Source organism: Paracoccus sp. (in: a-proteobacteria), assembly GCF_030604785.1.
Lineage (GTDB): Bacteria > Pseudomonadota > Alphaproteobacteria > Rhodobacterales > Rhodobacteraceae > Paracoccus.
Genome location: NZ_JAUVVF010000011.1, coordinates 1 through 12,536, shown reverse-complemented (window position 1 = coordinate 12,536; position 12,536 = coordinate 1). Strand labels below are relative to the sequence as shown.

Below are 12,536 nucleotides of genomic sequence, written 5' to 3'. Positions count from 1 at the left end.
ATCCTGTTCGCCGCAATCCGGCGCCGGAACAGACGACGCGATGTCGCGGTCCGGCAGCACGGGGCAAGACCGGCGAAGCCGAAGGGGAGGTCGGCGCCGTGGTCATGAATACACCGCTTTTCCAGCGCCTTGCCGCGATCAGGCACGCGGCCCCCGTTCGCGGTGGCCGGGCTGCCGCCCGCACGGACGCGCCGCGAATCGCCCGCTCCTCCCGCAGAACACAGGACCAGAGAGGCCGCCCATGAGCGCAGAAGCCGAAAGCCCCCGGACCACGCCCCGCCCCGAGGCCCCCAAGGCGGCGCCCTCGTCCCGGCGCGGCCTGTGGCTGTCTCTGGCCGCCGGTGTGCTGGTCCTCGGGGCCATCGCGCTGGACACGACCGTCGTTCATGTCGGCTCGGATGCGGATGTCCGCCAGCAGGCCTTTTCGCCCGACGCCTATGGCCAGCAGGAATTCCCGCGCATCCGCGACTTCGTCATCAGCCGCGCGGTCGAGGCGCAGGTCCTGCACGCCGCCATCGCCGCCGACCAGCAGGCCGCCATCGCCGAATACGGCACACCGGCCTCGACCGGGGCGATCCTCATGGTTAGCGTCACTGGCGTGGCAGGCACCCCCCGCGCGGGCGTCTACCCGCTGGAGGTCGAGGGCATGCCCGAAGGTCAGGTGATCCGCGTGCAGACCGGCCCCGCGATCAACGGCACCGACCTGCGCGACGCGCCGGGCGACATCGCCTTTGGTGCCTTCCGCAACCAGATCGAGTTTCAGGATGCCGGATCGGGCATCAACCGCGCCATGGCCGCCGAGGTTCTGGGGCCCATCGACACCGCCAACCTGACCGGCCGCACCCTGACCGTGACCGGCGCCTTCCGCCTGATCAACCCGACGAACTGGATGATCACCCCCGTCGCGCTGGAGGTCCAATGACCGGCATCGTCCTTGCCGCGCGCAACGTCGCCAAGTCCTACGGGCAGGTCCATGCCCTCAAGGGCGTGAATTTCGACATCCGCCGGGGCGAGGTGACGACGCTCTTCGGGGAAAACGGCGCGGGCAAGTCCACGCTGATGAAGATCCTGTCGGGCGTCATCCAGCCCTCGTCGGGCGAGATCGTGCTGGACGGCCAGCCCGCCCGGTTCGCCAATGCCGCCGAGGCGCAGGCGCGCGGCATCTCGATCATCCATCAGGAACTGAGCCTCGCGCCCAATCTGTCGGTGCGCGACAACATCTTCATGGGCCGCGAGATCATGACCCCCTTCGGCGTGGACTACGCCGAAGAGGAACGGCAGGTCCGCCTGCTGATGACCGAGCTGGAAGAGGATATCGACCCCCAGACCCCGGTCGAGGATCTGCGCCTTGGCCAGCAGCAGATCGTCGAGATCGCCCGCGCCCTGTCCGTGGACAGCCGCATCCTGATCATGGACGAGCCGACCAGCGCGCTGTCGGCCAGCGAGGTCGAGGTGCTGTTCAAGGTGATCCGCGACCTCAAGGCGCGCGGCGTCAGCATCGTCTATATCTCGCACCATCTGGAAGAGGCGCTTACCATCACCGACCATGCCGTCGTCCTGCGCGACGGCGTGATGACCGCCAGCGCGCCGCGCGACCGGATCGACCTGGAATGGATCGTCCGCAACATGGTCGGCGAGAATTACGATCTGGGCAGCCCGCCCAAGACGACGCCGGGCGACGTGGCCCTGTCGATCCGGGGCCTGTCCGTGCCGGATGCGACCGGGCAGGATCTGGTGCGCGGCCTCGATCTGGACATCCGCGCGGGCGAGATCGTCTGCATCTACGGCCTGATGGGCGCGGGCCGGACCGAGCTTCTGGAAACCGTCGCGGGACGCTTGCGCGCCAGCGGCGGGCAGATCGTGCTGGACGGGCAAGAGGTCAGCCATCTGTCCATCGCGGACCGCATCGCACGGGGCCTTGCACTGGTCCCCGAGGATCGCCAGCGCGATGGGCTGGTCCAGACAATGAGCGTAGGCCAGAACCTGTCGCTGGCCTCGATCGCGCGCTTCACGCGGGGCTTCTTCACCGACACGCGCGCCGAACGCGCCCTGATCGAGGACAGCATCCGCCGTGTCACGGTCAAGACCTCGGGCGGGGAAGCGGCCATCGGCTCGCTATCGGGGGGCAACCAGCAGAAGGTCGTGATCGGCAAGATCCTGGCCACGCAGCCCCGCGTCATCATGCTGGACGAGCCATCGCGCGGCATCGACATCGGCGCCAAGGCCGAGGTCTTCCGCCTGCTTGCCGAAGGCGCGCGGCAGGGTCTGGCCGTTCTCTATTCGACATCCGAGGTCAGCGAATGCCTGTCCATCGCCCATCGGATCATCGTCATGCACAAGGGCCGCATCTCGGCCGAATTCGACAGCAGCGTCTCGAAGGAAAAGATCATGGCCGCCTCGGGCGAGTCCGTGGCCGCCTGAGCGCGAAGAGGAAACCATGTCCGCATCAACCACCAACCCCGCCTCGCCCAAGCGCCGTTCGCTGAACCTGACCCGCATCCTGCTGGAGGGCCGCGCCTTCTTCGCGCTGATCGCGATCATCGCGGTTTTCTCGTCGCTGTCGCCCAATTACTTCACGGTGGCGAACTTCCTGATCATGTCCAGCCAGGTGGCGATCTTCGGCATCCTGTCCATCGGCATGCTTCTGGTGATCCTGAATGGCGGGATCGACCTGTCGGTGGGATCGATCCTGGCGCTGTCCGGCGTCGTGGCGGGCGCGATGATGCAGGGGGTGGAACTGGATGCGCTTGGCGTGATCCTCTATCCGCCGGTCTGGGCGGTCGTGGTGCTGACGCTCTGCGTGGGCGCGGCGGTGGGCGCGGTAAACGGCGTGCTGGTCGCCATCTTCAAGGTGCCGCCCTTCGTCGCCACGCTTGGCGTGATGTATGTGGCGCGGGGGATCGCGCTGCTGATGACGAACGGGCTGACCTACAACAACCTGCGCGGCCGCGAGGAATTGGGCAATACCGGCTTTGCCTGGCTGGGCTTCAACCGGCTGTGGGGCATTCCGATCAGCGTGATCGTGCTGGCCAGCATCGCCATCGTCGCGGGGCTGATGCTGTCGCGCTCGGCCTTCGGGCGCTGGCTTTATGCCTCGGGCGGGAATGAACGCGCGGCGGAATTGTCGGGCGTGCCGGTCAAGCGCGTGAAGATCACCGTCTATGTCGTCTCGGGGATGCTGTCGGCGGTGGCGGGCCTGGTGCTGGCGTCGCAGCTGACCTCGGCCGGTCCCACGGCGGGCATGACCTACGAGCTGACCGCCATCGCGGCGGTCGTGATCGGCGGCGCGGCGCTGACCGGCGGGCGCGGGACGGTGCGCGGCACGATGCTGGGCGCCTTCGTGATCGGCTTCCTGTCGGCGGGCCTCGTGATCATCGGGGTCAGTTCCTACTGGCAGACCGTGTTCACCGGCGCCGTGATCGTGCTGGCCGTGCTGATGAACTCGCTTCAATATGGCGGCCCCCGCAAGGGCTGAGGCCGCCCCGACCTTCCCCGCACGGCCCGGAAAGAGGGCGGGCCGCGCGGAAAGACCCCCGCAAGGGGCAGACCACCAACCCAAAGGGAGAGAGAGAATGCTGAAGATGACCCGCCGGATGCTGATGGCCGCCGTGGCAAGCGCCCCCCTGATGGCCGGCTCGGCCTGGGCCGAAGGGCTGATCACGATCATCGTGAACGACCCCGCCAACCCCTACTGGTTCACCGAAGGCGAGGTCGCCCGCGCCACCGCCGAGGAACTGGGCTATTCCGCCAACGTGGCCGCCCATCGCGGCGACACCAATACCGAAAGCACACTGATCGACACCGCGATCACCAACCAGTCGGTGGCGATCATCCTCGACCCGGCCAATGCCGACGGCTCGATCGGCGCGGTGCAAAAGGCCGTCGATGCCGGCATCCCGGTCTTCCTGGTGAATGCCGAGATCAACCAGGAAGGTCTGGCCAAGGCGCAGCTCGTGTCGAACAACGCCCAGGGCGCGGCGCTTGGCGCACAGGCCTGGGTCGAGGCGATGGGCGAAGAGGGCGGCCAGTTCGTCGAATTGTTCGGCAACCCCGCCGACAACAACGCGCAGACCCGCTCGAACGGGTTCGAGACCGTGCTGAGCCAGTATCCCGAATTCGAGAAGGTCGGCCAGGAGGTCGCGAACTGGGACCGTACGCAGGGCTTCCAGCGCATGCAGTCGCTGTTGCAGGCGAACCCCGACATCACCGGCGTGATCTCGGGCAATGACGAGATGGCCCTTGGCGCCATCGCCGCGCTGAAAGAGGCCGGGCGTCTGGACGGCATCGTCGTCGGCGGCTTCGACGGCAGCCCCGACGCGGTCGAGGCCGTTAAGGCGGGCGAGATGGCCTATACCGTCCTGCAACCCGTGGCGGTCTTCGCGGCCGAGGCCGTGCGTCAGGCCGACAGCTACATCCGCACCGGCGAGACCGGCGCCGACAGCGAAAAGCAGCTGTTCGACTGCCTGCTGATCACCGCCGAGAACGCGCATCTCTACAGCGCGCCCTTCGTGCTGGATCAATAAGCCCTCTGGCGGCGGGGGCGCCCTGCCCCTGCCGCCGACCCTTCTCACGGAACCGGAACGCGCATGCTGCTGCTGGGCATCGACAACGGCCTGACCGTCACCAAGGCGGTGATCTTCGACGCCTCGGGCCGGGTTTTGGCCACCGCCCGGCGGCGCGTCGCGCAATCCATGCCGCAGCCCCGCCATGTCGAACGCGACATGGCCGATCTGTGGCGCCAGACCGCCGCCGCCATTTCCGAAGCCATCGCGGCCTCGGGTCAGCCCGCCTCGCGGATCGCCGGCGTGGCCGCGACCGCGCATGGCGACGGGCTCTATCTGCTGGACCGCGCGGGCGCGCCGCTTGGCCCGGGCATCCTGTCGCTGGACAGCCGCGCAGGCAGCGTCGCCGAGGACTGGGCGCGCGACGGAACCGCCGCGCGGGCCGTGGCGCGGACGGGGCAGATGCCCCATGCCTCGGCCCCGTCCGCGATCCTCGGTTGGATCCGCGCCAACCAGCCCGACCGCTTTGCCGCCATCGGCCATGTCCTTGCCTGCAAGGATTGGCTGACCCTGTGCCTGACCGGCCGGATCGGCACCGACCTGACCGAGGCCAGCACATCCTTCACCGATATGCAGACCCAGGACTACGCGCCCGACATCCCGGACCTGTTCGGCCTTGGCCCCCTGCCCCTGCCCGAGATCGCGCCGCCCGATCAGATCGTGGGCCATGTGACACCCGAGGCCGCCGCGATGACCGGCCTTCTGCCCGGCACGCCGGTCGCGGCGGGGCTGCATGACGTGACGGCCTCGGCGCTCGGTTCGGGCGGCTACGGCGAAGGGATCGTCGCCATCGTCGCCGGGACCTATTCGATCAACGAGACTGTCACCCGTCAGCCCCTGACCGATCCGCGCTGGTTCTGCCGCAACGGCATCGCCCGCGGCGAATGGAACGCCATGTCGATTTCGCCGGCCTCGTCAGCAAACTACGACTGGTTTCTGGACAATCTCTGCGCCGATGACGGTTCTGGCACGCCGCTTCATCTGCAGGCCATCCCGCAGATCGAGGCCGCGCTGAGCCGCCCCTCGACGGCCCTCTTTCATCCCTATCTCTTCGGATCGCCCCACGGGCCGCAGGCCAGCGGCGCCTTCTTCGGCCTGCGCGGCTGGCAGCATCGCCCCGCCCTTCTGCGCGCCGTGGTCGAGGGGATCGCCCTGAACCACCGCCACCATGTCGAGGCCCTGCGCGAGGGGTTTGCCCCCCGCCACGCCCGCCTGACCGGAGGCATCTCGCGCGCGCCGCTGCTGGCGCAGCTTTTCGCCGATGCGCTGGACATGCCCGTCACCACCTCGGCTGTGGAAGAGGCCGCCGCCTGGGGCGCGGCACGCTGCGCGGGTGCGGGTGTGGGGCTCTTTGCCTCGCCCCAGCCGGATCCGCGCGACGGACCGGACGGCGTGACGCATCACCCCGATCCCGCCCGCGCCGCTGATCTGGCCGCGCGCCATGCCGTTCTATCCGATCTGGCGGCGGCGCTGACGCCGCTCTGGCCACGGATCGAGGCCTTGGGCGAGCTATGATCCGCGATATCGATGTGCTGATCCTGGGCGCGGGCATCAACGGGGCGGGTCTTTTCCGCGACCTCTGCGAGCAGGGAATCGATTGCGCCATCATCGACAAGGGCGATTACGGCGGCGGCACCTCGGCTGCGCCCTCGCGGCTGATCCATGGCGGCATCAAGTATCTGGAAACCGGTGAATTGCGGTTGGTGGCGCAATCGACGCTGGAACGGAACCTGCTTCTGAAGAACGCGCCGCATCTGGTCAGGCCGCTGCCGACGGTGATCCCGATCTTCTCATGGCTGCGCGGCATCGGCCCGGCCCTGCGGACGCTGATGGGATCGACCACCGCCCCGCGCAGCCGCGGCGCAGTGCTGATGAAGGCGGGGTTGGCGATGTATGATTTCTACGGCCGCCGCCACCGGGTCATGCCGCGCCACCAGCTCTGGTCGCGGGCCCGTGCGCTGCGTGAAATCCCGCCCCTGACACCGCGCATCCGGGCGGCGGGGCAATATTACGACGCGGCGGTGACGCTGCCCGAACGGCTGGTCTGGGAGCTGGTCGCGGACGGGCTCAGCGCCCATCCACAGGCATTGGCGCGGAACCACACGACCCTGGCGGGGACGGACGGCCAGGTGATCCGCTTCGACGGCCCGTCCGGGCCGCTGGCCCTGCGCCCGCGCATCGTGGTGAACGCGGCGGGCCCGTGGATCGACCGGGTGAACGCGGCGCTCGGCGCGCCGTCGCGGCTGATCGGCGGCACAAGGGGGTCGCATATCCTGCTGGACCATCCCGAACTGCTGGCCGCGCTGAAGGGCCGGATGATCTATTTCGAGGCCGATGACGGACGCATCTGCCTGGTCTTTCCCTATCTGGACCGGGCGCTGGTCGGATCGACCGATATCCGCGCGGACGACCCCGACAACGTGGCCTGCGACGATGCCGAAATCGCCTACTTCCTTGGCGCGCTGCGCGGCCTGCTGCCGGGTCTCGATTTCGACGAAAGCCAGATCGTCTATGCCTATTCCGGCATCCGGCCCCTGCCCGCCTCGAATGCTGCCAATCCCGGCCTGATCAGCCGCGACCATTCCGCCCCCGAGATCACCCCCGAGGGCGCGCGCCGCTGGCCGATCATATCGCTGGTGGGCGGCAAATGGACGACCTTCCGCGGCTTTGCCGCCGAGGTCGCAGATGACCTGATGGCGCGCCTGGGCGTCACGCGCCGCCGCGACACGGCCCTGCTACCCATCGGCGGTGGCCGCGATTACCCGGCTGATCCGGGCGCGTGGAGCGACGACGCGGCCCGCTGCAGCCTCGCCGCGCCCGCCCGCGCGCGCCAGCTTCTGGCGCGCTACGGCACGACGGCCGAGGCCATCCTGCAGGCCGAGGGCGCAGCGCCGGTGATGCTGGAGGCCAGCGATCACAGCGAACAGGAACTGGACTGGGTCATCCGCAACGAACAGGTCGGCACGCTGGCCGATCTGGTCATGCGCCGCACGGCGCTGGCGGTAACGGGGCGGCTTTCGGCGCGCGACCTGTCGCGGGTGGCCGATCTCTGCGCGCAGGCGCTTGGCTGGGACGACGCCCATCGCGCGGCCGAATTGCGGCAGACGCAGGCGATGCTGCTGACGCGGCACCGCCTGCGGATGGATCAGGCGGCCTCGGCCTGATCCAGGCGGGCCAGACGGGTCTCGACCGCCAGCATCTGGGCGACGGCATTGGCCGCCTCGGCGCCCTTCTTCACGAAATGCTCGCGGTAGAAGCCGGTCAGAAGCTCGGTCTCCTGATAATTATGCGGCGTCAGCGAGACCGAGAAGACCGGAACGCCGGTTTCCATGCCCGCCTGCATCAGCCCGGACACCACGGCCTGCGCCACGAAATCATGCCGGTAGATGCCGCCATCGACGACAAGCGCCGCCGCGACCACGGCATCATATTTGCCGGTCTGGGCCAGCTTCTTGGCCAGCAGCGGCATCTCGAAGGCGCCGGGCACGTCCCAGGCCTCGACCTGGGCGCCGGGCATCAGGCCGGCGGCCTCGGCGACGAAACCGTCATGCGCGCGGTCCACGACATCGGCGTGCCAGCGGGCCTTGATGAAGGCGATACGAGGAGATTTGGTCATCTTTCAGGAACCTTACGTTAGCTGCGTCAGGCCCCCAAGGCATACCACCACGGGCGCATGGGGACGCCCGCAGCGGTTCTCTTCCATCCGGACTATACCGTCGGCCCCGGAATTTCACCGGATCTGCTGACCCTCTCCCGACGGGAAAGGCGCTCGCGGGCTGTCACCGCCGGTGGGGAATTGCACCCCGCCCTGAGAACACTTGCAGAATAGGCATTCCGAAAAGCGGCGCCAAGGCCCAAGCGGCAGACCAGCGGCAAAAAACGACATCAGAGCGGCTCGATGTCGCCTTCGGCCCGTCTGGCGTGGAAATCGGCGACGAAGGCGTCCAGCCTCCCCTCGGCGATGGCGCCGCGCAGCCCCTCCATCAGGCGCTGGTAGTAATGCAGGTTGTGCCAGGTCAGCAGCATGCCGCTGATCATCTCCTTCGCGCGAAAGACGTGGTGCAGATAGGCGCGCGAATAGCCGGTGCAGGCCGGACAGGTGCAGGTCTCGTCCAGCGGGCGCGGATCGTCCTGGTGGCGGGCATTCTTGATGTTGACCTGCCCGCGCGGCGTCCAGGCCTGCCCCGTCCGCCCCGAGCGCGAGGGCAGGACGCAATCCATCATGTCGATGCCGCGCTGCACCGCGCCCACGATGTCATCGGGCTTGCCCACGCCCATGAGGTAGCGCGGCCTGTCCTCGGGCAGAAAGCCCGGGGCGTAATCCAGAACGCCAAACATGGCCTCCTGCCCCTCGCCCACGGCCAGGCCGCCAACCGCATAGCCGTCAAAGCCGATCGCCTGCAGCGCCTGGGCGGATTCCTCACGCAGGTCGCGGGTGACGCCGCCCTGCATGATTCCAAACAGCGCATGGCCCGGCCGATCGCCGAACGCATCGCGCGACCGCTGCGCCCACCGCATCGACAGCCGCATCGAGGCCGCGACCTCGGCTTCGGTCGCGGGCAGCGCGGGGCACTCGTCAAAGCACATCACGATGTCGCTGCCCAAAAGCCGCTGGATCTCCATGCTGCGTTCGGGCGTCAGGTGGTGCTTCGATCCGTCGACATGGCTGGAAAAGGTCACGCCCTCCTCGGTCAGCTTCCGCAGACCGGCCAGAGACATGACCTGAAACCCGCCCGAGTCGGTCAGGATCGGCTTCTGCCAGTTCATGAAGCGGTGCAGCCCGCCCATCCGCGCGACGCGTTCGGCGGTGGGCCGCAGCATCAGGTGATAGGTGTTGCCCAGCAGGATGTCTGCCCCGGTCGCGGCCACGCTGTCGGGCAGCATCGCCTTGACGGTCGCCGCCGTGCCCACCGGCATGAAGGCCGGGGTGCGGATCTGGCCGCGCGGCGTGTCGATGACGCCGGTGCGCGCCTTGCCGTCCGTGGCATGGAGTGTGAATCCGAAACGGGTGCTGTTCATTGTGCCTGACCTCTGGAAGCGGCCGCTTGTAGCCTTGGCCGGGCGCGGGCGCAATGCGCGTGCCACTGGACCGGGGGCAAGGGCTGCCCTATATATTTGGTCGGAATTGAAGGATGAAGCGATGACCGAACCCCTGATGGAGGGCGCGCCCCTGATCGCGCCCTCGACCACCGATCACCCGCTTTACGAGGCGGTCGTCGAGGCCTGCAAGACGGTCTATGACCCCGAGATCCCGGTCAACATCCACGATCTGGGCCTGATCTACACGGTCGAGATCAACGACGCCGCCGAGGTCAAGGTGATCATGACCCTGACCGCCCCCGGCTGCCCCGTCGCGGGCGAGATGCCGGGCTGGGTCGCCGACGCGGTCGAGGCAGTGCCGGGCGTCAAGCAGGTCGATGTCGAGATGACCTTTCAGCCCCAATGGGGCATGGACATGATGTCGGACGAGGCCCGTCTGGAACTGGGCTTCATGTAGCATCCGGCGCCCTGCGCGGGCGGGATCGGGCACCCTGCCCCGCCCCCGCGCCTTGAGCGACCGGGTCCGGACGCCTATCTCTTGCAGGACGTAGTCGAGGAACGCATCCATGTTTGCCCTGCCCGGAACCGCACCCGTGACCATCACCCCCGCCGCCGAGGCGCAGATCGCCCGCCTGATGGCGGGCAAGGGCGCCTATGGCCTGCGGATCGGGCTGAAGAAGGGCGGCTGCGCGGGCATGGAATACACGATGGAACTGGCCGAGGCCGCCGCCCCCGCCGAAGAGGTCGTGGAACAGGGCGCCGCCCGCGTGCTGATCGCGCCGATGGCGCAGATGTTCCTTTTCGGCACCGAGATCGACTACGAAACCGGCCTGCTGGATTCGGGCTTCCGCTTCCGCAATCCGAACGTGACCGACAGTTGCGGCTGCGGCGAATCCGTGCGTTTCGAGCCGCTGGAAGGCAGCCGCGCCGCACAGGGCTGAGCGGCCACAAGAGTATTGCGCGGCCCTCCGCCTCCGCTTAACTGCTGACGCAGTCAAACGGAGGAACGACATGGCACCGCGCAAGCTGGCAGCAGGCAACTGGAAGATGAACGGCACCCTCGCCGCCCTAGCCGAGGTCGAGGCCCTGGCCGAGGCTCATCCCGCACCCGGTTGCGATGTCCTGATCTGCCCGCCCGCGGTTCTGATCCATCCCCTCTCGGCCCGCATCGAGGGACGTGGCATCAAGCTCGGCGGGCAGGATTGCCATGCCAAGGCTTCGGGCGCGCATACCGGAGATCTGGCGGCCGCGCAGCTGGCGGATGTCGGGGCCAGCCATGTCATCCTCGGCCATTCCGAACGCCGCGCCGATCACGGCGAGACCAGCGAGATGGTCGCCGCCAAGGCCCGCGCCGCGCATGAGGCGGGCCTCGTCGCCATCATCTGCCTGGGCGAGACCGAGGCGCAGCGCGACGCGGGCGAGACGCTGGATGTGATCGCCGCGCAGCTTGCGGCCTCGCTGCCCGAGGGAGCCACAGCCGCGAACACCGTCATCGCCTACGAGCCCGTCTGGGCCATCGGCACCGGCCGCACCCCCACCACCGAGCAGATCGCCGAGGTTCACGCTCTTCTGCGCGCCGATCTGGGCAAGCGCCTGTCCGACGGCGCGGATGTGGCGCTGCTTTATGGGGGCAGCGTCAAGCCCTCGAACGCGGCCGAGATCTTCGCGATCCCGCACGTGAACGGGGCGCTGGTCGGCGGCGCCAGCCTGAAAGCCGCCGATTTCGGGCCGATCGTGGCGGCCCTGTCGGCTGCCTGACAGCTTCGGCGTGGCGGGATCATTTCGGCATTGCGCCTGACCTGCCGCGCCTGTATCTACGCCCGCAGGCACCCGTAGCTCAGCTGGATAGAGCGCTGCCCTCCGAAGGCAGAGGCCAGGGGTTCGAATCCCTTCGGGTGCGCCAGGCCCTGCATCGCCAAAAACGACGATCGGGTCGCGAAGATCTGGCGCGTTTCGTATTTCGAGCAGCGTCTTGCCTTGTTCAAGGGCGTGACAAACCCCGCTCCCTGCGGTCAAGACTTCGCCCACTATCCGGCAGCGTTCCGTTCATTCTGTCGCTACGCTGCAGGTCGACCTGATGATAACACGGGCGAAGAGCTGGACGGAGCTGACCAGAAGGCAAAGGCGCGCATGGCTACGCGCGACTCGCCACCACTGACAACTATAGTAATCCGGTGCCGCCGCCGGTTGACATCCGCCTTGGTATTCCGGACTGGGCCCTAGCTTTTGTCACGCTATCCCGGCAACACAGCATTGCTGTTAGTCGCCGTGTGGAAATATCGGCGCGAGAGCGGACCGCTCGAACTGCCCGCTATTCGCTTTGCTTGATACGCGAGATTTTCGAGATCAACCTCTGGTAACGAGCATTGATGAACGGCTGATGCGCCAGCTGGTTATGCGTCGGCGCAGGCATGGCACGGATGTCCGCTGAGGATCTGGCACAAGATGAGCTACTTGGCCGTTCCTAGTGTCGCGCGCTCAACTGGGGATTACTGCTTGGCAATCTGACGCGGCGCTCACCCACGGCGCCGCCCGACGCGACCGGGAATGCTTCACCGGCCTTCGGAACAATCGTCGCGGCTTGCAGTTGGCTCATGCTACCGGCAGCGGGTGCACTTGTTGGGCCGTCGTAAGCCAATCACCCGAAGAAGCGAAAACGCAAGGCCTGCAAGATGAGCGAGATCGGTTTTTCGTGACGTGGTGATCATCGGCGCGGGCTTCGCCGGGCTCGAAGTGGCCAAGCGCCTTGGTCACGCCGGAATCGCCGTGACGGTAATCGACCGGCGCAACCATCACTTGTTTCAGCCTCTTCTTTGGTTGCCGCCCGTGATGCAAGAGGCTTCAGACCCCGGTGGCTTTTGATCGAGTGCGAACTTCTTTCAGGCCTCGGTTTGCGGCACATCAGAAGCCGCGGGCCAATATGGTGATCTGCGG

General features: G+C 67.7%; 12 protein-coding genes, 1 tRNA gene and 1 riboswitch. Of the genes, 11 read left to right on the top strand and 2 right to left on the bottom strand.

Features of this window, described 5'->3' with window-relative positions:
- Nucleotides 1–241 precede the first annotated feature (241 nt).
- The 6 genes from QAR72_RS05495 to QAR72_RS05470 all read left to right on the top strand — a co-directional run bounded on the left by QAR72_RS05495 (nucleotide 242) and on the right by QAR72_RS05470 (nucleotide 7,726).
- On the top strand, nucleotides 242–922 hold the full coding sequence (locus tag QAR72_RS05495; RefSeq protein ID WP_304616365.1) for a DUF2291 family protein: 681 nt from the start codon (nucleotides 242–244) through the stop codon (nucleotides 920–922).
- Nucleotides 919–2,421 carry a sugar ABC transporter ATP-binding protein gene (locus QAR72_RS05490; protein WP_304616364.1) on the top strand — a complete coding sequence of 501 codons (1,503 nt, stop codon included), beginning with the start codon at nucleotides 919–921 and terminating at the stop codon, nucleotides 2,419–2,421. The genes QAR72_RS05495 and QAR72_RS05490 overlap by 4 nt, the downstream gene beginning before the upstream one ends.
- 16 nt (nucleotides 2,422–2,437) lie before the next feature.
- Nucleotides 2,438–3,475: an ABC transporter permease gene (locus QAR72_RS05485; protein WP_304616363.1), complete on the top strand. Its 1,038-nt coding sequence runs from the start codon at nucleotides 2,438–2,440 to the stop codon at nucleotides 3,473–3,475.
- A 97-nt stretch (nucleotides 3,476–3,572) separates the two neighbouring features.
- A complete protein-coding gene (locus QAR72_RS05480; RefSeq protein ID WP_304616362.1) occupies nucleotides 3,573–4,523 on the top strand; it encodes a D-ribose ABC transporter substrate-binding protein in 951 nt (316 codons plus the stop codon).
- Nucleotides 4,524–4,586: 63 nt separating this feature from the next.
- Nucleotides 4,587–6,077 carry an FGGY-family carbohydrate kinase gene (locus QAR72_RS05475; protein ID WP_304616361.1) on the top strand — a complete coding sequence of 497 codons (1,491 nt, stop codon included), beginning with the start codon at nucleotides 4,587–4,589 and terminating at the stop codon, nucleotides 6,075–6,077.
- Nucleotides 6,074–7,726, top strand: coding sequence for a glycerol-3-phosphate dehydrogenase/oxidase (locus QAR72_RS05470; protein WP_304616360.1), 1,653 nt, complete (start codon nucleotides 6,074–6,076; stop codon nucleotides 7,724–7,726). The genes QAR72_RS05475 and QAR72_RS05470 overlap by 4 nt, the downstream gene beginning before the upstream one ends.
- Here the strand turns inward: QAR72_RS05470 and QAR72_RS05465 are convergent.
- Together QAR72_RS05465 and tgt are read right to left on the bottom strand one after the other, a co-directional pair.
- The gene (locus tag QAR72_RS05465) at nucleotides 7,708–8,178 is read right to left on the bottom strand and encodes a 6,7-dimethyl-8-ribityllumazine synthase (RefSeq protein ID WP_304616359.1); all 471 of its coding nucleotides are present in this window, start codon (nucleotides 8,176–8,178) and stop codon (nucleotides 7,708–7,710) included. The two genes, QAR72_RS05470 and QAR72_RS05465, sit on opposite strands and share 19 nt — an antisense overlap.
- A gap of 71 nt (nucleotides 8,179–8,249) precedes the next feature.
- Nucleotides 8,250–8,382, bottom strand: a riboswitch (FMN riboswitch).
- 65 nt (nucleotides 8,383–8,447) lie between these two features.
- Complete coding sequence (tgt, locus tag QAR72_RS05460) at nucleotides 8,448–9,581, bottom strand: tRNA guanosine(34) transglycosylase Tgt (protein WP_304616358.1); 1,134 nt, start codon at nucleotides 9,579–9,581, stop codon at nucleotides 8,448–8,450.
- A gap of 121 nt (nucleotides 9,582–9,702) precedes the next feature.
- On the opposite strand from tgt, the gene QAR72_RS05455 reads away from it, so the two are divergent.
- The 5 genes from QAR72_RS05455 to QAR72_RS05435 all read left to right on the top strand — a co-directional run bounded on the left by QAR72_RS05455 (nucleotide 9,703) and on the right by QAR72_RS05435 (nucleotide 12,464).
- A complete protein-coding gene (locus QAR72_RS05455; protein WP_304616357.1) occupies nucleotides 9,703–10,059 on the top strand; it encodes an SUF system Fe-S cluster assembly protein in 357 nt (118 codons plus the stop codon).
- Between the two features lie 109 nt (nucleotides 10,060–10,168).
- Complete coding sequence (locus QAR72_RS05450) at nucleotides 10,169–10,543, top strand: HesB/IscA family protein (RefSeq protein ID WP_304616356.1); 375 nt, start codon at nucleotides 10,169–10,171, stop codon at nucleotides 10,541–10,543.
- A gap of 70 nt (nucleotides 10,544–10,613) precedes the next feature.
- Nucleotides 10,614–11,360 carry a triose-phosphate isomerase gene (gene tpiA / locus QAR72_RS05445; RefSeq protein ID WP_304616355.1) on the top strand — a complete coding sequence of 249 codons (747 nt, stop codon included), beginning with the start codon at nucleotides 10,614–10,616 and terminating at the stop codon, nucleotides 11,358–11,360.
- A 68-nt stretch (nucleotides 11,361–11,428) separates the two neighbouring features.
- A tRNA-Arg gene (locus tag QAR72_RS05440) sits at nucleotides 11,429–11,505 on the top strand.
- A 794-nt stretch (nucleotides 11,506–12,299) separates the two neighbouring features.
- Nucleotides 12,300–12,464, top strand: coding sequence for an FAD-dependent oxidoreductase (locus QAR72_RS05435; protein ID WP_304616354.1), 165 nt, complete (start codon nucleotides 12,300–12,302; stop codon nucleotides 12,462–12,464).
- Nucleotides 12,465–12,536: the final 72 nt, after the last annotated feature.